The sequence below is a fragment of the Burkholderia sp. B21-005 genome, assembly GCF_020843965.1.
Classification (GTDB): Bacteria; Pseudomonadota; Gammaproteobacteria; order Burkholderiales; family Burkholderiaceae; genus Burkholderia; species Burkholderia ambifaria.
The window spans coordinates 571,567-591,855 of the sequence record NZ_CP086301.1; the positions used below are offsets into that span (position 1 = coordinate 571,567).

19 protein-coding genes are annotated in these 20,289 nt (G+C 67.8%); 14 read left to right on the top strand and 5 right to left on the bottom strand.

The genetic code is table 11. The features are described 5' to 3' along the window. Position 1: 1 nt before the first annotated feature. The gene (locus LMA02_RS02700; RefSeq protein ID WP_228906836.1) at positions 2-418 is read right to left on the bottom strand and encodes a VOC family protein; all 417 of its coding nucleotides are present in this window, start codon (positions 416-418) and stop codon (positions 2-4) included. A 210-nt stretch (positions 419-628) separates the two neighbouring features. Beyond that, positions 629-1,486, bottom strand: coding sequence for a polyamine aminopropyltransferase (gene speE, locus LMA02_RS02705; RefSeq protein ID WP_166725824.1), 858 nt, complete (start codon positions 1,484-1,486; stop codon positions 629-631). Positions 1,487-1,702: 216 nt separating this feature from the next. Between speE and tkt the strand changes: the two genes are divergently transcribed. Both tkt and gap read left to right on the top strand, forming a co-directional pair. Beyond that, positions 1,703-3,775: a transketolase gene (gene tkt / locus LMA02_RS02710; RefSeq protein WP_228906838.1), complete on the top strand. Its 2,073-nt coding sequence runs from the start codon at positions 1,703-1,705 to the stop codon at positions 3,773-3,775. Positions 3,776-3,863: 88 nt separating this feature from the next. Then, positions 3,864-4,874, top strand: a complete 1,011-nt coding sequence (gap, locus tag LMA02_RS02715; protein ID WP_228906840.1) for a type I glyceraldehyde-3-phosphate dehydrogenase — start codon at positions 3,864-3,866, stop codon at positions 4,872-4,874. A gap of 78 nt (positions 4,875-4,952) precedes the next feature. Here the strand turns inward: gap and LMA02_RS02720 are convergent, their stop codons facing one another. Next, a complete protein-coding gene (locus LMA02_RS02720; protein WP_228906842.1) occupies positions 4,953-5,846 on the bottom strand; it encodes a LysR family transcriptional regulator in 894 nt (297 codons plus the stop codon). A 150-nt stretch (positions 5,847-5,996) separates the two neighbouring features. Between LMA02_RS02720 and LMA02_RS02725 the strand changes: the two genes are divergently transcribed. Both LMA02_RS02725 and LMA02_RS02730 read left to right on the top strand, forming a co-directional pair. Beyond that, positions 5,997-6,770 (top strand): SDR family NAD(P)-dependent oxidoreductase, encoded by a 774-nt coding sequence (locus tag LMA02_RS02725; RefSeq protein ID WP_228906843.1) that lies wholly within the window; start codon positions 5,997-5,999, stop codon positions 6,768-6,770. Between the two features lie 9 nt (positions 6,771-6,779). Continuing rightward, positions 6,780-7,838 (top strand): L-idonate 5-dehydrogenase, encoded by a 1,059-nt coding sequence (locus LMA02_RS02730; RefSeq protein ID WP_228906845.1) that lies wholly within the window; start codon positions 6,780-6,782, stop codon positions 7,836-7,838. A 234-nt stretch (positions 7,839-8,072) separates the two neighbouring features. Here LMA02_RS02730 and LMA02_RS02740 read toward each other — a convergent pair whose 3' ends face one another. Continuing rightward, the gene (locus LMA02_RS02740; RefSeq protein WP_228906847.1) at positions 8,073-8,795 is read right to left on the bottom strand and encodes a FadR/GntR family transcriptional regulator; all 723 of its coding nucleotides are present in this window, start codon (positions 8,793-8,795) and stop codon (positions 8,073-8,075) included. 212 nt (positions 8,796-9,007) lie between these two features. On the opposite strand from LMA02_RS02740, the gene LMA02_RS02745 reads away from it, so the two are divergent. The 3 genes from LMA02_RS02745 (at position 9,008) to LMA02_RS02755 (ending at position 11,982) form a co-directional block, all read left to right on the top strand. After that, entirely contained in the window at positions 9,008-10,330 is a 1,323-nt protein-coding gene (locus tag LMA02_RS02745) for a C4-dicarboxylate transporter DctA (RefSeq protein WP_006760298.1), read from the top strand. Positions 10,331-10,435: 105 nt separating this feature from the next. Continuing rightward, on the top strand, positions 10,436-11,443 hold the full coding sequence (gene alc / locus LMA02_RS02750) for an allantoicase (protein ID WP_228906848.1): 1,008 nt from the start codon (positions 10,436-10,438) through the stop codon (positions 11,441-11,443). 14 nt (positions 11,444-11,457) lie between these two features. Continuing rightward, entirely contained in the window at positions 11,458-11,982 is a 525-nt protein-coding gene (locus LMA02_RS02755; RefSeq protein WP_228906850.1) for an ureidoglycolate lyase, read from the top strand. Positions 11,983-12,193: 211 nt separating this feature from the next. On the opposite strand, the gene fur is transcribed toward LMA02_RS02755, so the two are convergent. Further along, positions 12,194-12,622: a ferric iron uptake transcriptional regulator gene (fur, locus tag LMA02_RS02760; protein WP_006753314.1), complete on the bottom strand. Its 429-nt coding sequence runs from the start codon at positions 12,620-12,622 to the stop codon at positions 12,194-12,196. 142 nt (positions 12,623-12,764) lie between these two features. Here fur and LMA02_RS02765 point away from each other — a divergent pair, with 142 nt between their 5' ends. From LMA02_RS02765 to holA, 7 genes are all read left to right on the top strand, one after another. Then, positions 12,765-13,559: an outer membrane protein assembly factor BamE gene (locus LMA02_RS02765; RefSeq protein WP_228906852.1), complete on the top strand. Its 795-nt coding sequence runs from the start codon at positions 12,765-12,767 to the stop codon at positions 13,557-13,559. A 65-nt stretch (positions 13,560-13,624) separates the two neighbouring features. Then, the gene (gene dapB, locus LMA02_RS02770; protein WP_228906854.1) at positions 13,625-14,422 is read left to right on the top strand and encodes a 4-hydroxy-tetrahydrodipicolinate reductase; all 798 of its coding nucleotides are present in this window, start codon (positions 13,625-13,627) and stop codon (positions 14,420-14,422) included. Positions 14,423-14,441: 19 nt separating this feature from the next. Next, a complete protein-coding gene (locus LMA02_RS02775) occupies positions 14,442-15,110 on the top strand; it encodes a MotA/TolQ/ExbB proton channel family protein (RefSeq protein ID WP_006755943.1) in 669 nt (222 codons plus the stop codon). 22 nt (positions 15,111-15,132) lie between these two features. Beyond that, positions 15,133-15,588, top strand: coding sequence for an ExbD/TolR family protein (locus tag LMA02_RS02780; RefSeq protein ID WP_011655957.1), 456 nt, complete (start codon positions 15,133-15,135; stop codon positions 15,586-15,588). A 280-nt stretch (positions 15,589-15,868) separates the two neighbouring features. Further along, complete coding sequence (gene leuS / locus LMA02_RS02785; protein ID WP_228906856.1) at positions 15,869-18,463, top strand: leucine--tRNA ligase; 2,595 nt, start codon at positions 15,869-15,871, stop codon at positions 18,461-18,463. Positions 18,464-18,501: 38 nt separating this feature from the next. Then, positions 18,502-19,053 carry an LPS assembly lipoprotein LptE gene (gene lptE / locus LMA02_RS02790; RefSeq protein WP_006753815.1) on the top strand — a complete coding sequence of 184 codons (552 nt, stop codon included), beginning with the start codon at positions 18,502-18,504 and terminating at the stop codon, positions 19,051-19,053. 18 nt (positions 19,054-19,071) lie between these two features. Further along, entirely contained in the window at positions 19,072-20,166 is a 1,095-nt protein-coding gene (gene holA / locus LMA02_RS02795) for a DNA polymerase III subunit delta (protein WP_006760211.1), read from the top strand. The last annotated feature ends 123 nt before the right edge of the window (positions 20,167-20,289 follow it).

The window sequence follows — 20,289 nt, forward strand, 5'->3', positions numbered from 1 at the left end:
TTCATGCGCTCAGGCGGCAACCGAGCGCCCACCGATAGCCGTTGAGATCCTCGATCTGCGCGAAGCGGTCGCCCCAGAACTGGTCCTGCGGCGCGGTCAGCGACTTCGCGCCCGCGTCGAGCGCGCGCTGCCAGGTCGTGTCGACGTCGTCGACATACAGATAGAACGATTGCGGGGCGGTTGCGTCCGCACTCTTCGGCGTGAGCGCGGTCGAGCCGAACGCGCCTTCGGGCGCGAACATCACGATCAGCTGCCCGCGGTAGGTCATCTCGACGTGCATGATCGCGCCGTCTTCATCGAGGACGTCGCGCAGCTCGAAGCCGAATGCGGCCTGGAAGAACGCGATGGCCGCCTGCGCATTGCGCACGGCCAGATAGGGTGTCAACCAAGGCACGTTGGCCGGACGTGGATCGGTCATGAAAATCTCCTGTCGAACAGTGTTGGCGCTTGAGCGGCTACGCCGGTCCCATGCTTCGCGGTCCAACGGGTATTGGCGCCCGGGCGCCCGGCCCGCGCCATGTCGCGGACACCTGGGCGGGCCATCGGAATCGTTCCGGGCCTGGGCGTCGCAGGTCGAGCGCGGGAGAACGCGCGACCTGCCTGCAGAACAATGCGTTCGCCCGTCAGCTCAGCGGCGAGCGCCCAGTGTATCGCGCAGCGCGCACGGCAGGGCAAAGAGGGCCGCATGAAGTCGCGCATCGTAGTAGCGCAATCCCTGCACGTGGCGTGCGGCGAGGCGTTCGTCGACGTCGTGCGCGAACAGCGCGGCCGCATCGAGCGTATCGCTCGCGATCGCCATCAGCCATTGGGAGCCGTATAGCGGCACGTGCGCGGACAGCGGATCGACGACCGCGAAGCTCGCGCGCAGGTCGTCGAGCAGCGCGGCGATGCGCGCCGCGTGGAACTCCGGCGAGCCGAGGTGCATCGAGATCGCGCCGCACGGCGTGAGGATCCGCTTGAGTTGCGCGTAGAACTCGCGCGTATAGAGGCCGGCCGCGGGCGAATCGGGCGGCGTGAGGTCAAACACGACGAGATCGAAATGCTCGATGGTCGACGTGACGAAATGCGCGGCGTCGCCGATCACGACCTCGACGCGCGGGTCGTCGAGTGCGCCCTGGTGCACGTCGTCGAGATAGCGGCGCGCCATGCCGACCACTTCGTCGTCGAGCTCCGCGACGACGATCCGCTCGATGCATGCGTGCTTGAGCAACTGGCGCGCGGCCCCGCCGTCGCCGCCGCCGAGCACGAGCGCCTTCTTCGGGCACGGATGCGCGAGTGCGGCCGGGTGCGTCATGCACTCGTGATACACGTATTCGTCGCCGACCGACGTCATCGGCCGGCCGTCCAGCGTAAACAGGCGGCCGAGCTGCGGCGTTTCCCAGACTTCGATGCGCTGGTGCGGCGACGCGACGTGCGCGAGCCGGCGTGCGTTCGGGAATCCGTAGGCGGCGTTGGGCGTGGGATGGAAGAGAAGGGTCGTGCTCACGGGCGGGCGGCTCGGGGCGGGCAGTTCTGACGTCTGAATTATAGGAGGCGCGCGGTTGTACGGAAAAGCGTGCCGGAACACCGCGCATCGACAAGGGAAATGTCAGCCCATCTGTTAAAATGACGAGCTTTGCAGCCCCGTCCGTAGGCTCCGTCCGCTTCGCGTCCGTCAGGCGCCGCACCGCGCGCCGGGAACGATTGACGCTCGAGCTTCCGGATGCCGCCGTGCCCCCGTTTCCTCGACTCGTTCTCCGGACTCGACATGACGACTTCGTCTCCCGCCTCCACCACTCTGATGGCCAACGCGATCCGTGCGCTCGCGATGGACGCCGTCCAGCAAGCGAACTCCGGTCACCCCGGCATGCCGATGGGCATGGCCGAAATCGGCGTTGCGCTCTGGTCGCGCCACCTGAAGCACAACCCGACGAACCCGCACTGGGCAGACCGCGACCGCTTCGTGCTGTCGAACGGCCATGGCTCGATGCTGCTGTACTCGCTGCTGCACCTGACCGGCTACGATCTGCCGATCGAAGAGCTGAAGAACTTCCGCCAGCTGCACTCGAAGACGCCGGGCCACCCGGAATACGGCATTACGCCGGGCGTCGAAACGACCACCGGCCCGCTCGGCCAGGGTCTCGCGAACGCGGTCGGCATGGCGCTCGGCGAAGCGCTGATGGCCGACGAGTTCAACCGTGACGGCGCGAAGATCGTCGATCACCACACGTACGTGTTCCTCGGCGACGGCTGCCTGATGGAAGGCATCTCGCACGAAGCCTGCTCGCTCGCGGGCACGCTGAAGCTGAACAAGCTGATCGCGCTGTACGACGACAACGGCATCTCGATCGACGGCGACGTCGTCAACTGGTTCCACGACGACACGCCGAAGCGCTTCGAGGCATACGGCTGGAACGTGATCCCGAACGTGAACGGCCACGACGTCGACGCGGTCGACGCGGCCATCGCGAAGGCGAAGCTGTCGGACAAGCCGACGATGATCTGCTGCAAGACGGTGATCGGCAAGGGCGCGGCGACCAAGGCCGGCGGCCACGACGTGCACGGCGCGGCGCTCGGCGCGGAAGAAATCGCGAAGACGCGCGAAGCGCTCGGCTGGAAGTGGGAGCCGTTCGTGATTCCGCAGGAAGTCTATGCGGCCTGGGACGCGAAGGAAGCCGGCAAGCGTGCCGAGACCGAATGGGACGCGACGTTCGCGCAATATCGCGAGAAATTCCCCGCAGAAGCCGCTGAATTCGAGCGCCGGATGGCCAACCAACTGCCGGCCGACTGGGCCGAGAAGGCCGCGGCGATCATCGCCGGCGCGAACGCGCGCGCCGAGACGGTCGCGACCCGCAAGGCCTCGCAGCAGGCAATCGAAGGGCTCGCCGCCGCACTGCCGGAACTGCTCGGCGGCTCGGCCGACCTGACCGGCTCGAACCTGACCAACTGGAAGGCATCGAAGGCGGTGCGCGCGAATCCGGAAGGCGCGGGCGTGCTGCTCGGCAACCACATCAACTACGGCGTGCGCGAATTCGGCATGAGCGCCGCGATCAACGGCCTCGCGCTGCACGGCGGCCACAAGCCGTTCGGCGGCACGTTCCTGACGTTCTCCGACTACAGCCGCAACGCGCTGCGCGTCGCGGCGCTGATGAAGGTCCCGTCGATCTTCGTGTTCACGCACGATTCGATCGGCCTCGGCGAAGACGGCCCGACGCACCAGTCGATCGAGCACGTGTCGAGCCTGCGCCTGATCCCGAACCACGACGTGTGGCGTCCGGCCGACACGGTCGAGACTGCCGTCGCATGGACCCACGCGGTCGCTGCCGACCGTCCGTCGAGCCTGATCTTCAGCCGCCAGAACCTCGCGTTCAACCCGCGTACCGATGCGCAGATCGCGAACATCGAGAAGGGCGGCTACGTGCTGAAGGACTGGGACGAAGAGATCGTCGCGCGCAAGATCATCCTGATCGCGACGGGCTCGGAAGTCGAACTTGCGATGAAGGCCGTCGAGCCCCTCGCGCAGCAGGGCATCGCGGCCCGCGTCGTGTCGATGCCGTCGACCAACGTGTTCGATCGCCAGGACGCCGAATACCGTGAGCGCGTGCTGCCGCACGGCGTGCGCCGCGTCGCGATCGAAGCGGGCGTGACGAGCTTCTGGCACAAGTACGTCGGCCTCGAAGGCGGCGTCGTCGGGATCGACACGTTCGGCGAATCGGCACCGGCCGGCGTGCTGTTCAAGTACTTCGGTTTCACCGTCGAGCACGTCGTCGAGACCGCGAAGGCCGTGCTGGCCTGAAAGCATACGCGACGCGCGCCACCCCTCGCGCGCGTCGCACCGTGAAGCTGCACGTAACTAATTTTTTTCAGCCATCAGGAGATAGACCATGACGATCCGCGTCGCAATCAACGGCTACGGCCGCATCGGCCGCAACACGCTGCGCGCGTTTTATGAAAACGGCAAGAAGCACGATCTCGAGATCGTCGCGATCAATGACCTGGGCGACGCGAAGACCAACGCGCACCTGACCCAGTACGACACCGCGCACGGAAAGTTCCCGGGCGAAGTGTCGGTCGACGGCGACTACCTCGTCGTCAACGGCGACAAGATCCGCGTGCTGGCCAACCGCAACCCGGCAGAACTGCCGTGGGGTGAGCTCGGCGTCGACGTCGTGATGGAATGCACGGGCTTCTTCACGACGAAGGAAAAGGCGAGCGCGCACCTGAAGGGCGGCGCGAAGAAGGTGATCATCTCGGCGCCGGGCGGCAAGGACGTCGACGCAACGATCGTCTACGGCGTGAACCACAACGTGCTGAAGGCCGAGCACACCGTCATCTCGAACGCATCGTGCACGACGAACTGCCTCGCGCCGCTCGTCAAGCCGCTGAACGACCGGATCGGCCTCGAAACCGGCCTGATGACGACGATCCACGCTTACACGAACGACCAGGTGCTGACGGACGTCTATCACGAAGACCTGCGTCGTGCGCGTTCGGCCACCCACAGCCAGATCCCGACGAAGACGGGCGCTGCGTCGGCCGTCGGCCTCGTGCTGCCGGAACTGAACGGCAAGCTCGACGGCTACGCGATCCGCGTCCCGACGATCAACGTGTCGATCGTCGACCTGTCGTTCATCGCGAAGCGCGACACGACGGTCGAGGAAGTCAACGCGATCATGAAGGAAGCATCGGAAGGCTCGCTGAAGGGCATCCTCGGCTACAACGACGCGCCGCTGGTGTCGATCGACTTCAACCACAACCCGGCTTCGTCGACGTTCGACGCGACGCTGACCAAGGTGTCGGGCCGCCTCGTCAAGGTGTCGAGCTGGTACGACAACGAGTGGGGTTTCTCGAACCGCATGCTGGATACGGCAGTCGCATTCGCGAACGCGAAGTAATCCCGTACGTTGCGTGGCCCGCCGTCAGGCGGCCTGCGCGGCGAACGAGCCCGGCCCGGTTTTTCCGGCCGGGCTTTTTTATTGCGCCGCCGCCGCCGCCGTCACCTGCTCGAGCGCGGCGACGACCGCGCGTTTCAGCGGGCTGTCGAGATCGGTCCACGCGAGGCCGATGCCGGTGCGGTGCCCGGCCAGGTCGAGCGGCCGCGCGAGCACGTTCGGCGGCAGCGCGCTGGCGGCTTCCGCCGGGATCAGCCCGATGCCCATTCCCGCCGCGACGAGCGCGAGCATCGTCGTGAATTCCCCGAACTCCTGCGCAATTTCGAGCGTCGTGCCCGCGCGACTCAGCGCGAGCAGCATGTCGTCGTAAAAGCCCGGTGCGTAGCGGCGCGCGAGCACGAACGCGGGCTCGCCACGCAGCGCGGCCGGCGAAACCGCGTCGTGCCCGGCGAGCGGATGGTCGAGCGGCAGCGCGACGACGAAACCCTCCTCGAGCACCACGCGCGTGTCGATGCCCGCATACGCGGCCGGCAGCCGGATCATCCCGAAATCGATCCGCCGGTCGCGCAATGCGGCGATCTGGTCGGGCGTCGGCATGTCCTTCAATTCGAGCGCGATCAGCGGATAGCGCTCGCGCATCGTCCGCAGCACGGCCGGCAGCAGCGCGGGCAGCACCGACGACACGAACGCGATCCGCAGCGTGCCGATCTCGCCGCGGCTCGACAGCCGCGCCATTTGTTCCGCGCGCGCGGCCTGCTGCAGCGTCGCCCGCGCTTCGGGCAGGAATACGCGCCCCGTGTCGCTCAGTTCGACCTTGTGCCGGTCGCGCTCGAACAGGCGCGCGCCGAGTTCTTCCTCGAGCGCCTTGATCTGCATGCTCAGCGCGGGCTGCACGATGAACAGGCGCTGCGCGGCGCGCCCGAAATGCAGTTCTTCCGCAAGCGTGACGAAGGCGCGCAATTGCTTGAGTTCCATGGGCGGTGGGCAGGCGAGCGCGGTAATCAGATTTCATGATAACCGGATCAAAAAAGACCATTGGCGCGGTGCCCGGCGGCAGCCGAAGATATCGTCAACGCGAGACCGGCCGCGACGGGCAGCCGGCTCGACTGGCACGAGGAGACATCCATGACCAACGCGCTGGACCGGTTCCGCCTCGACGGCCGCCGCGCACTGATTACGGGTTCCGGACGCGGGATCGGGCTGACGCTCGCTCGCGGGCTCGCGGAAGCCGGCGCGGCGATCGTCATCAACGATCGCAATGAGGAGAAGGCCGCAACGCTCGTGCGGCACCTGCGCGCGGAAGGCTTCACGGTCGACTACGCCATATTCGACGTCGCCGAGCATGCGCAGGTGCGCGCGGCGATCGACGATTTCGAGGGGCGCGTCGGCGCGATCGACATCCTCGTGAACAACGCGGGCATCCAGCGTCGCGCGCCGCTCGATGCATTCGAACCCGACGACTGGCACGCACTGATGCGCGTGAACCTCGACGGCGTGTTCAACGTCGCGCAGGCCGTCGCGCGTCACATGATCGCGCGCGGTCACGGGAAGATCATCAACATCTGCTCGGTGCAGAGCGAGCTCGCGCGGCCGACGATCGCGCCGTATGCAGCGACGAAGGGCGCGGTGCGGATGCTGACGAAAGGGATGTGCGCCGACTGGGCGCGCCACGGCATCCAGGCGAACGGGCTCGCGCCCGGCTATTTCGAAACCGAACTGAACCGCGCGCTGGTCGACGACGCGGCGTTTTCGGACTGGCTGTGCAAGCGCACGCCGGCCGGCCGCTGGGGGCGCGTCGACGAGCTGTGCGGCGCGGCGATCTTCCTCGCGTCGGCCGCATCCGATTTCGTGAACGGCCAGACGCTGTTCGTCGATGGCGGCCTCACCAGCGCGGTATAGGAGAACGTCATGCGTATGCGTTGCAGGTGTGTCGTGATCCACGGGCCGAACGACCTGCGGGTCGAGGAGCAGGACGCGGGCGAGATCGGTCCGGGCCAGGTGCGCGTCGACGTCGCGATGGGCGGCATCTGCGGCTCCGATCTCCATTACTTCCGGCATGGCGGCTTCGGTGCGATCCGGCTGCAGCAGCCGATGGTGCTCGGCCACGAGGTCGCTGGCACGGTCGCGGCAGTGGCGCCGGACGTGACGTCGGTGAAGGTTGGCGACCGGGTCGCGGTCAATCCGAGCCGGCCGTGCGGTGCGTGCCGCTATTGTCTCGCCGGGCTGCCGAACCAGTGTCTCGATATGCGCTTCTACGGCAGCGCGATGCGGATGCCGCACGTGCAGGGCGCGTTCCGCAACGCGCTCGTGTGCGACGCGGTGCAGTGCGTGAAGGTCGCCGATCACGTGCCGCTGTCGCTCGCGGCGCTCGCCGAACCGTTCGCGGTCGGGTTGCATGCGGTGTCGCGCGCGGGCCCGCTGATCGGCAAGCGCGTGCTCGTGTCGGGCTGCGGGCCGATCGGCGTGCTGGCGATCGCGGCCGCGCGCGTGCACGGCGCGGCGGAGATCGTCGCGACCGACGTCGTCGACGCGCCGCTGGAAGTGGCACGCGCGCTCGGCGCCGACCGCACGATCAATGCGGCGGCCGATGCCGGATGGGTCGAACGCTACAGTGCCGACAAGGGCACGTTCGACGTGATGATCGAGTGTTCGGGTAATGCACGCGCGCTGCGTGACGGGCTGGACGTGATGTGTCCGCGCGGGGTCGTCGTGCAGCTCGGGCTCGGCGGCGACGTCAGCCTGCCGCAGAACGTGGTGGTCGCGAAGGAGTTGTCGATCTGCGGATCGTTCCGCTTTCACGCGGAATTCGCGCTGGCGGTGCAACTGATCAACGCGGGGCGCGTCGACCTGCGGCCGGCCGTCACGCGCGTGTTTTCGATGCGCGACGCGAACCTCGCGTTCGAACTGGCCGGCGACCGGCAGCGTGCGATGAAGGTGCTGATCGATTTCGCCGACGAGGCCGCGTGAAGGTCCGACACTAGCGCACGACGCCATCGACGCCGTCGGAAAAAGGCACGCCCGCGATTCGCGGGGCGTGCTTTTTTCGTCGTGCCGCGGAAACGTTCGCGACGCGCGAGCGAATCGACCGCTATTTTATCGAGCAGGGCGCGCAGCCGACGATCGTGATCGAGACGAATCCGGCCGGCGCGGTACCGGCACGCGTGCGCGGCGGCCGGCTCGCGACGGTGCTGCCGGATGGCGTCAGCGGCCCGGCGTCGGAAAGAAGATGCCCGCGCGCTGCGCGGCGTTCGCGATGTGCGTCTCGATCGCGATGCCGGAGGCGGCCGCATCGCGGGCGATCAGCGCGTCGACGATCGCGCGGTGCTCGTGCCACGTCGACAGCAGCAGCTCGCGCCGATAGAACGGCATGCGCTGGCTTTCCTTCATGATGTCCGCGCTGCTGCGCAGCACCGACTCGATCGCCGCATTGCCGGCGAGATGGATGATCCGCATGTGGAAGTCGAAGTCGAGCCGCGACGCTTCGTCCAGCTCGCTCTCGGTGAGCGCGACGTGCAGATCGGCCAGGTTGTCCTCGAACCATGCGATGTCGTCGTCGGTGACGACGTGCGCGGCCATGCGCGCGGCGAACCCTTCGAGCGCATAGCGCATCTGGTACGTGTCGGGCGGCGACGACTGCTCGGCGAACTGCCATGGATGGGCGGCGCTCGCCTGCGCGCTTTCGACATAGACGCCCTTGCCGGCGCGGATGCGCAGCATCCCGAGCGCCTCGAGCGTGGAGAGCGCCTCGCGCAGCGACGCACGGCTGATCTCCAGCTCCTCGGAGAGCTGGCGCTGGGCCGGCAGCAGGCTGCCGACCGGATAGACGCCTGCCTCGATCCGGTCGCGGATCGTCGCGATGGCGGCGTCGGTCACGGTGTGCGGAACGTTTTTCATGATGTGAGCGATGGCCGGTCTGACCGGCATTGTAATCCGCACGCGTGCAGTGCATGAGCGCCCTACGGGAAAGCCACGATCAGCCCCTGTTTGGTGCGCCGAAAACCGGGGCGAAGGGGGCGGGAAATCCCTATTTTGTTCGTCCTTGACGCCACTATATCGGCTTCCTACTATCCACCATAACATCACTGGTCTTACCAGTATGAACAGACGAAACTGCAACCGTTGATCGGGAGAGCGCCGTGTCGAAATTCCTCAATTCGCTGTTTGGCCGGGTAGTCGTCGCATTAATCCTGGGGGTCGCGCTCGGCGCGTTCTTCCCGCATTTCGCCGAGTCGCTGCGACCGCTCGGCGACGGCTTCCTGAAGCTCATCAAGATGGTCATCGGCCCGATCGTGTTCTGCGTCGTGGTCAGCGGGATGGCCAATGCGGGCGACCTGAAGAAGGTCGGCCGGGTCGGCCTGAAGGCCGTCATCTACTTCGAGGTGATGACCACGCTCGCGCTCGGCATCGGGCTCGTCCTCGCGTGGCTCACGCGCCCGGGCGTCGGGATGAACATCGACCTGCGCTCGCTCGACGCAGCCTCGCTCACGTCGTACGCGAAGAACGCCGAAAGCCTGAAGGACACGGCCGGCTACCTGATGAAGATCATCCCCGAGACCGCGATCGACGCGTTCGCGAAGGGCGACATCCTGCAGATCCTCGTGTTCGCGGTGCTGTTCGGCTCCGCGCTGTCGCTGCTCGGCGACAAGGCGCAGCGCGTGAACAGCCTGATCGAGGAACTGTCGCACGTGTTCTTCCGCATCATCGGCTTCATCATCAAGCTCGCGCCGCTCGGCGTGCTCGGTGCGATCGCGTTCACGACCGGCAAGTACGGCGTCTCGTCGCTCAAGCAGCTCGGTTATCTCGTCGCGGTGTTCTACCTGAGCTGCTTCGTGTTCGTCACGGTCGTGCTCGGCGTGGTGATGCGTCTCGCGGGCTTCTCGGTGTTCAAGCTGATCCGCTACCTGCGCGAGGAACTGTCGATCGTGCTCGGCACGGCATCGTCGGACGCGGTGCTGCCGCAGGTGATGAGCAAGCTCGAATACATGGGCATCAAGGATTCGACGGTTGGCCTCGTGATCCCGACCGGCTATTCATTCAACCTCGACGGCTTCTCGATCTACCTGACGCTCGCCGTGCTGTTCATCGCGCAGGCCACCAACACGCCGCTGTCCACGCATGACCTGATCGTCGTGCTGCTCGTGTCGCTCGTCACGTCGAAGGGCGCGCACGGGATTCCGGGTTCGGCGATCGTGATCCTCGCGGCGACGTTGTCGGCGATTCCCGCGATTCCGGTGCTCGGCCTCGTGCTGATCCTGCCGGTCGACTGGTTCGTCGGCATCGCCCGCGCGCTGACCAACCTGATCGGCAACTGCGTCGCCACGGTGGTCGTCGCGGTGTGGGAGAACGACATCGACCGGGCCCGCGCGACGCGCGTGCTGAACCGCGAGCTGCGCTACGTGGCGGCCGACGCACAAGGCAGCAGCGCACCGGTCGCCGGCGACCAGGCCCACGCGCTCTGAGCATCACTTGTGCACAGCGGCTTTCCCCGGCTGCTGCGCGCGATCGAATTTCCCGCGGCCGGCGCCACGACGCGCCCGCCCATCTCAAAAAATAGTGGAGACGACATGGCAGCCCCCATCCTCGATCCGAACGCGCCGGCCTTCACGCGGCGCTACATGAACCTCGCCGACCCGCGACTGGGCGCGCAGGCGCTCTTCGCGAGCGACGAATTCTTCGCGCCGAAGGAGCGCATGCTCAATCCCGAGCCGGCCGTCTTCATCCCCGGCAAGTACGACGATCACGGCAAGTGGATGGACGGCTGGGAAACGCGCCGCAAGCGCACGACCGGCCACGACTTCTGCGTGGTCCGGCTCGCGCGGCCGGGCGTGATTTACGGCGTCGATCTCGATACGAGCCACTTCACCGGCAACTTCCCGCCGGCTGCGTCGATCGAGGCATGCGCGGTGGACGGCGACACGCCGCCGGACGACGCCGAATGGCGCACGATTGTCCCCGCGACGACGCTGCAGGGCAATTCGCATCACTATGTCAGCGTCGATGACGCGCAACCGTTCACGCACCTGCGCGTGAACCTGTATCCGGACGGCGGGCTCGCGCGCTTGCGCGTGTACGGCCAGCCGCAGCGCGACTGGCGCCACGTGCCGACGGGCGAGCTCGTCGATCTCGCGGCGATCGAGAACGGCGGCTACCTGGTGGCAGCGAACAACCAGCACTTCGGCCCGGCCTCGCAGATGCTGATGCCGGGGCGCGGCGCGAACATGGGCGACGGCTGGGAAACGCGGCGCCGCCGCGAGCCCGGCAACGACTGGGCGATCGTCGCGCTGGCGCGGCCGGGCATCATCCGGCGCGTCGAGGTCGATACGGCGTTCTTCAAGGGCAACTTCCCCGACCGCTGTTCGCTGCAGGCCGCGCGGGTCGCGGGCGGCACCGACGACTCGCTCGTCACGCAGGCGATGTTCTGGGCTGAACTGCTCGGCGAGCAGAAGTTGCAGATGGACCACGTGCATACGTTCGACCAGCTCGCGGCACTCGGCCCCGTCACGCACGTGCGCTTCAACATCTTCCCGGACGGCGGCGTGTCGCGCCTGCGTCTGTGGGGCGAGCCGGCTTGAAGGAGGGCAACGGCATGAGCGGACCCCACATCCTGCGCGTCGAGCGCCTGACCCGCGAAGCGTTCGCGCCGTTCGGCGACGTGATCGCGCTCGACGGCGCGCGGCATTTCCCGATCAACGGCGGCACCACCGAGCGCTTCCACGATCTCGCGACGATCGATGTCTGTGCGGACGGCGGCCGGCCGCTCGTCAGCGTGTTCCGCGCGCAGCCGCGTGCGCTGCCGGTCGCGATCACGCTGATGGAGCGCCACCCGCACGGCAGCCAGGCGTTCATCCCGCTCGCGGCCGTGTCGCGCTACGCGATCGTCGTCGCGCCGGCCGGCGAGTTCCGGCCCGACGCGATGCGTGCGTTCCTGGCCGAAGGCTGGCAGGGCGTGAATTACGCGAAGGGCGTCTGGCACCATCCGCTGCTCGCGCTCGACGCGGTGAGCGACTTCGTGATCGTCGACCGCGGCGGCCCGCAGCCGAACTGCGACGAGATTCCGCTCGACGACGCATGGGCGCTCGAGTTCGAGCCGGCCTGCGCGAGCGCGGCCTGACGCACGGCGAAGGGCGGCATCGGGCGCCGATCACCGGGCGTCGACGATCGTGCGGCGGCTGCACGGCTCGCCGCCGCACGATCGATTGAAAACGTTCGTCCCGACCCGGCCCGCAGGCGACCCGCGGGCCGTTTTCATTCCGGCTCCGAAAACGACGCGGCCCGGGCGGCGGGATGCCGGCCGGGCCGCGTCGCTTGCGCGAGGGGTTCGATCAGTGCTTGCGGTGCGGGCAGTTCTCGGTCGTGCACGAACCGTACATCGCGAGCGAGTGTTCCTGGAGCCGGAAGCCGCGTTCCTTCGCGATCGCCTGCTGGCGGCTTTCGATCTCGGCATCGAAGAATTCCTCGACACGGCCGCAATCGAGGCAGACGAGGTGATCGTGGTGCGAACCCTCATTCAGTTCGAACACGGCCTTGCCGGATTCGAAGTTGCTGCGCGTAAGCAGGCCGGCCTGCTCGAACTGCGTCAGCACGCGGTAAACGGTGGCGAGCCCGATGTCGAGCTGCTCGTTGAGCAGGTTGCGGTAGACGTCTTCGGCAGTCAGGTGACGCACCGGGCTTTGCTGGAAGATTTCGAGAATCTTGAGGCGCGGTAGGGTGGCCTTTAGCCCGATATTCTTGAGATCCGTCGGATTGGTCATGGCTAGGCATCCCTAGAGTACAATGCAGGGCTTCAATGTTACCGGCTTTTCGCCGTTCCAGAAACACGCGCGGCTCGCGACGCGGGCCAGCACGGTGACGGAAATGTTCCCGGAATCTCTTTCGCACTTTCAGAGGAGTCGCATGCGGAGTGCCATCATCGCTGCCGCCGCCGTTGCCGCGCTGGCTGGTTGTTCGTCGTACGACAGCGTGACGCAGCGTATCGCGCAGAGCATCACGCCCTATCGGATCACGGTCGTGCAGGGCAACTTCGTGTCGCAGGAGAAGGCCGCGCAGCTGCAGGCCGGAATGACGCGCGAGCAAGTCCGCGCGCTGCTCGGCACGCCGCTGCTGGCGGACATGTTCCATGCCGACCGCTGGGATTACCTCTTTTACTTCAAGCGCGGCTCCACGTCCGTCGTCCAGCAGCGCGACCTCGTGCTGACGTTCGCGAGCGATCGCCTCGCGAGCTGGACCGGCGCCGACAACCTGCCTTCCGAGCTCGACCTGCTGGCCGACATCGACGGCGACCGCGGCGGCAAGAAGGCGAAGGCCGCAGCCGCGGCGAAGAAGGCGGCCGAAGCGGCCGCTGCCGCGAGCGCCGCGCAGGCTGCCGAGGCCGCGAGCCCGTCCGCCGGGCTGGCGTCCGGCGCGGCGGTCGACCAGGATGCGAACGCCCAGGCGGCGCGCGCGGCGAACCGCGCGACCAACCAGGTATCGGGGCAGGGCTCGGCCAGCCGTCGCTTCACGCCGTCCGCGCAGGCTTCGGGCGGCGCGCCGGTGCCGGGCGGCCAGCCGCCGGGCGCCGCGCCGGCGATCCAGCCGCAGTTCCAGTTCCATCGCCCGCCGCAGCCGAACGTGTCGAACGAAGCGGCGCCGCCCGTCGGCCCGCAAGGCTCCGACAACCTGCAGAACCAGCCGCTCACCGCGCCCCAGTAAGCGGCCGGCGTGCGGAAACAGGGCGGCATGCGCCGCCCGCCTTTAGACCTGTCGTGTAGAAAGCCATGAAGATTGCGATTGCCGGTGCATCGGGCCGTATGGGCCGGATGCTGATCGAAGCCGTTCTCAATGATTCCGACGCGCAGCTCGTCGGCGCGCTCGACCGCGCCGATTCGCCGTTCCTCGGCCAGGATGCGGGCGCGTTCCTCGGCAAGGAAACCGGAATCAAGCTGACCGACGACCTCGATGCCGTGTTCGCGCAGGCCGACTACCTGATCGACTTCACGCGGCCGGAAGGCACGATCGCGCACGTCGCGGCCGCGCTGCGCCACGACGTGAAGCTCGTGATCGGCACGACCGGCTTCACCGCCGAGCAGAAGGCCGAGCTGCAGGCCGCTGCGGCCAGGATCGGCATCGTGTTCGCGGCGAACATGAGCGTCGGCGTGAACGTCACGCTGAAGCTGCTCGAATTCGCGGCGAAGCATTTCTCGCACGGCTACGACATCGAAATCATCGAGGCGCACCACCGTCACAAGGTCGACGCGCCGTCGGGCACCGCGCTGATGATGGGCGAAGCCGTGGCCGGCGCGCTCGGGCGCTCGCTCGACGACTGCGCGGTGTACGGCCGCCAAGGCGTGACGGGCGAACGCGATCCGTCGACGATCGGTTTTGCGGCCGTGCGCGGCGGCGACATCGTCGGCGATCACACCGTGCTGTTCGCCGGGATCGGCGAACGGATCGAAATCACGCACAAGTCGTCGAGCCGCGTGTCGTACGCGCAGGGCGCGCTGCGTGCGGTCCGCTTCCTGTCGGCGCGCGGCGCCGGCCTGTTCGACATGCAGGACGTGCTCGGCCTGCGCTGACCCTCACGGGGAAACTCCGATGGCGATTCCCACCGGCGTTGTCCACTACCTCGAAAGCGGCGATGCGATCACGCACGCCGTCGCCTATGTGCTGCTGGCGATGTCCGTCGCCAGCTGGTGCTTTCTCCTCATGAAGGCCTGGCTGCTGGTCCGCGCGAAGCGGCAGGGGCCGCGCGCGCTCGCCGCGTTCTGGCGCGCGGCGTCGCTCGACGCAGGCATCGACGCGCTCGCCGGCGCCGATCGGGAGCGCGTGTTCGTGCCGCTCGCCGAAGCCGCGCGCGACGCGGCCGACGAACACGATCCGGCCGCGCTGGCCGCGCGCGTCGAGCGCAGTGAACGCGTGCTGCGCGCGCTGCGTCACGCGATGCTGCGCTCGCAGCGGCGTCTCGAGTTCGGTCAGGTGCTGCTCGCGTCGATCGGCAGCACCGCGCCGTTCGTCGGCCTGCTCGGCACCGTGTGGGGCATCTATCACGCGCTCGGCAGCATCGCCGCGAGCGGACAGGCGCAGATCGAGAACGTCGCGGGGCCGGTCGGCGAGGCGCTGATCATGACTGCGTTCGGGCTCGTCGTCGCGATCCCCGCGGTACTCGCCTACAACATCCTCGGGCGGCTCGTGCGCCAGCTCGCCGAGGAACTCGACGGCTTCGCGCGCGACCTGCACGTATTCGTGTGCGCGCAGGGCGCCTGACGCGCGGCCGGGAGGAGCGACCATGGCATTCGGCGGACTGGAGCACCACAAGACGTCCGCGCCGATGGCGGAGATCAACATGACGCCGCTGATCGACGTGATGCTCGTGCTGCTCGTCATCTTCATCATCACCGCGCCGCTGATGACGCACGCGATCCGGCTCGACCTGCCGAAGGTCGCGGCCGGCGTCGCGCGCGATACGCCGCAATCGGTCACGCTGTCGATCGACGACGCCGGCAAGCTGTACTGGGACGACACCCCCGTCGCACTCGACGCGCTGCCGGCACGCTTTCAGGCCGCCGCCGCGGGCGCCGCACCGCCCGAGCTGCGGCTGCGCGCGTCGCGCGCGACCCGCTACGACGTGATCGCGCAGGTGATGGGCGCCGCGCAGGCCGCGGGCCTCACGCGGATCGGCTTCGTCACCGACGTGCCGCCGGCGGGCGCCGCCGCGCCGGCCGCCGCGGGCGCGAAACCCTGACCTGCCGGCCGCCGGCGAGCCCGGCGCAGGCAAGAATGCGCCGCGGCCCGCGACACCCGGCCGTACCGCCCGCCACGGACGGTATAATCGTCGTTTCCGCCCGGTTGGCAGGGTTTCGCCGGGTAACCTGGAGACCCTCCGGGTTACCCGGCGAATTTCCGGAACCATGATGCAGGCCCGAGAACCGTGAGCCTGCTCCCGCCGCCGGGCTGCCCGATTTCGTCCACTTCCGCGTGCCCGCCTCGTGGCGCGCTGCTTAAAGCCTAGTCCGAACCACACCATGCACGAGAGATACGTACCCGCCGACGTCGAAGCCGCCGCCCAGGGCGACTGGCGCGCAGCCGATGCCTACAAGACGAGGGAAGATTCGCAGAAGCCGAAGTTCTACTGCGTGTCGATGCTGCCGTATCCGTCCGGCAAGCTGCACATGGGTCACGTGCGCAACTACACGATCAACGACGTGATGTACCGCTATCTGCGGATGAACGGCTACAACACGCTGATGCCGATGGGCTGGGACGCGTTCGGGATGCCGGCCGAGAACGCCGCGATGGCGAACGGCGTGCCGCCCGCGAAGTGGACCTACGACAACATCGACTACATGAAGGGCCAGATGCAGTCGATGGGCCTCGCGATCGACTGGTCGCGCGAAATCGCGACGTGCAAGCCCGACTACTACAAGTGGAACCAGTGGCTGTTCCTGAAGATGCTCGAGAAGGGCATCGCGTACAAGAAGACGGGCACCGTGAACTGGGACCCGGTCGACCAGACCGTGCTCGCGAACGAGCAGGTGATCGACGGCCGCGGCTGGCGCTCGGGTGCGCTCGTCGAGAAGCGTGAGATCCCGATGTATTACCTGCGGATCACGCAGTACGCGGATGAGCTGCTGAACGATCTCGAGGGCCTCGGCTGGCCCGAGCGCGTGAAGATCATGCAGCAGAACTGGATCGGCAAGAGCTTCGGCGTGAACTTCGGCTTCCCGTACGAACTCGACGGCGAGCAGGCGCTCCTGCGCGTGTTCACGACGCGTGCCGACACGATCATGGGCGTCACGTTCTGCGCGGTCGCGGCCGAGCACCCGCTTGCCACGCGCCTCGCGCAGGGCAAGCCGGAACTGCAGGCGTTCATCGACGAATGCAAGCGCGGCGGCGTCGCCGAGGCCGACGTCGCGACGATGGAGAAGAAGGGCGTCGCGACGGGCTTCTCGGTGTCGCACCCGCTCACAGGTGAGCCGGTCGAGGTCTGGATCGGCAACTACGTGCTGATGAGCTATGGCGAAGGCGCGGTGATGGGCGTGCCGGGCCACGACGAGCGCGATTTCGCATTCGCGAAGAAGTACGGCCTGCCGATCAAGCAGGTGATTTCGAGCGAAGGGCAGACGTACTCGCTGGATGCCTGGCAGGAATGGTACGGCGACAAGGAAACCGCGGTCTGCGTGAACAGCGGCAAGTACGACGGCCTGCGCTATGCGGATGCGGTCGACGCGGTCGCGGCCGACCTGAAGGCCGGCGGCTACGGCGACAAGCAGGTCACGTGGCGCCTGCGCGACTGGGGCGTGTCGCGCCAGCGCTACTGGGGCACGCCGATCCCGATCATCCACTGCCCGTCGTGCGGCGACGTGCCGGTGCCGGAGCAGGACCTGCCGGTCGTGCTGCCGGAAGACCTCGTGCCGGACGGCTCGGGCAACCCGCTCGCGAAGTCGGAAGCGTTCCTGAACTGCTCGTGCCCGAAGTGCGGCGCGGCCGCGAAGCGCGAGACCGACACGATGGACACCTTCGTCGATTCGTCGTGGTACTTCTCGCGCTACACGGCGCCGGACGCCGAGACGATGGTCGACGCGCGCACCGATTACTGGATGCCGATGGACCAGTACATCGGCGGCATCGAGCACGCGATCCTGCACCTGCTGTATTCGCGCTTCTGGACCAAGGTGATGCGTGACCTCGGCCTCGTGAAGTTCGGCGAGCCGGCGAAGAACCTGCTCACGCAGGGGATGGTGCTGAACGAGACGTTCTACCGCGAAGACGCATCCGGCAAGAAGACCTGGTACAACCCGGCCGACGTGACGGTCACGCACGACGACAAGGGCCGCCCGGTCGGCGCGACGCTGAACACGGACGGCCAGCCGGTCGTGCTCGGCGGCATCGAGAAGATGTCGAAGTCGAAGAACAACGGTGTCGATCCGCAGGTGCTGATCGACCAGTACGGCGCCGATACCGCGCGCCTGTTCACGATGTTCGCGGCGCCGCCCGAGCAGCAGCTCGAGTGGTCGGGCGCGGGCGTCGAAGGCGCGAGCCGCTTCCTGCGCCGCGTGTGGAGCTTCGGCGCGACGAACCGCGAAGCGCTTGCCGTGCGCGCGGGCTTCGACGCGGCCGCGCTCGGCGACGCCGACAAGGCGCTGCGCCGCGAAATCTACAGCGTGCTGAAGCAGGCCGATTTCGACTACCAGCGCCTGCAGTACAACACGGTCGTGTCGGCCGCGATGAAGATGCTGAACGCGATCGACGGCGCGAAGGGCGCGACGCCCGCCGTGCTGCGCGAGACGTACGGCGTGCTGCTGCGCGTGCTGTACCCTGTCGTGCCGCACGTCACGTTCGAGCTGTGGAAGGCGCTCGGCTACGCGGACGAATTCGGCCCGCTGCTCGACGCACCGTGGCCGAAGGTCGACGAGGCCGCGCTCGAGCAGGCCGAGATCGAACTCGTGCTGCAGGTGAACGGCAAGGTGCGCGGCGCGCTGAAGGTTGCGAAGGACGCGAGCCGCGAGGCGATCGAGGCCGCGGCAGTGGCCGACGAAGCGTTCGCGAAGTTCAGCGACGGCAAGCCGGCGAAGAAGATCGTCGTCGTGCCCGGCCGCCTCGTGAACATCGTCGTCTGACGGCCATTGGCCGTCGGGCGCACACAGAAGGAGCGAAGGTGATCCGCAGATCGTTTTTGGGGCTCGTCGGCAGCGCTGTCGCGCTGTCGGCATGCGGTTTCCAGTTGCGCGGCCGGCAGGACTACGCGTTCAAGCGCCTGCTGGTGGCCGGCGCGCCGGCGCCCGTCGAGGCGCGGCTCGCGCGCCTCGTCGAGGCCGGCAGCGACACGAAGATCGTCAAGTCGGTGGACGAAGCCGATGCCGTGCTGCGCATGTCGGAGTCGCGCGGGCAGAACACGCTGACGCTCAACAAGTACGGCTCCGCGCAGGAATATGCGCTCTACTACACGTTGAACTTCTCGCTGACGAGCCAGGACGGCACCCTGCTGATCCCGCCGAGCGCGATCGCGCTGAACCGCGCGATGACGTACAGCGACCAGTACACCAACGCGAAGGCGCAGGAAGCCGATATTCTCTACGGCGACATGCAGAACGACGCGGTCGACCAGCTGATGCGGCGTCTCGCGATCGTCCACTCGCTGACGCCGGCGCCGGAGGATGTGGTGCCGGGCGTGGCGCCGCGCGCACCGCTGCCGCCGCCGCCGCTGTGATCGACGGCGCACGCACCGATGCAATTGCGACTTGATGCGCTGGAGCCGCACCTCGCGAAGGGGATGGCCGGGCTCTACACCGTCTACGGCGACGAGCCGCTGCTCGCGCAGGAAGCGTGCGACCGCATTCGTGCGGCCGCACGCGCGGCCGGCTTCACCGAGCGTTCGGTGCATACGGTCGAGCGCGGCTTCGACTGGAGCGTGCTGCTTGGCGCGACCCAGGCGATGTCGCTGTTCGGCGAGCGCCAGCTGATCGAGCTGCGCATTCCGTCGGGCAAGCCCGGCAAGGAAGGCGCCGACGCGCTGAAGACGCTCGCGGCGACCCCCAACCCCGACGCGCTGATGCTCGTCACGTTGCCGCGCCTCGACGCGGCAACGCAGAAATCCGCGTGGTTTACCGCGCTGCAGAACGGCGGCGTCGCGCTGAAGATCGATCCGGTCGAGCGCGCGCAGCTGCCGAACTGGATCGGCCAGCGTCTGTCGATGCAGGGCCAGCGCGTCGCGCCCGGCGACGACGGGCGGCGCGCGCTGCAGTTCATCGCGGAGCGCGTCGAGGGCAACCTGCTCGCCGCGCATCAGGAAATCCAGAAGCTCGGGCTGCTCTATCCGCAGGGCGTGCTGTCGTTCGAGCAGGTGCACGACGCGGTGCTGAACGTCGCGCGCTACGACGTGTTCAAGCTGAACGAGGCGATGCTCGCGGGCGACGCCGCCCGGCTCGCGCGGATGATCGACGGGCTGAAGGGCGAGGGCGAGGCGATCGTGCTCGTGATGTGGGCCGTCGTCGAGGAATTGCGCACGCTGCTGCGGATCAAGCGTGGCACGACGGCCGGCAAGCCGCTGGCCACGCTGCTGCGCGAGAACCGCGTGTGGGGCCCGCGCGAGCGGCTGATCGGCCCCGCGCTTAACCGCGTGTCCGAAGCCGTGCTCGAGAAGGCGCTCGCGTTCGCCGCGAAGCTCGACCGGCAGGTGAAGGGGCTGTCGGCGATCACGCCGGGCCGCCGCACGCAGGACGATCCGCCGCCCGACCCGTGGGACGGCCTGTTCCAGCTCGCGATGACGGTGGCGGGCGCCCGCGGCGAGCGACCGCCGCCCGCGGGTCGCGTGCGGCGTTAAGGGGCCTTCAGCGCACGCATCGCAACCCGCTTACAATGTTTCGGTAAGCCGGCGCGGCCGGCCTGCCGCCGCGCCTCATGCTTCCCCACGAATTCACGCCGCGCCAAGCGGCTCGCTTCTCGA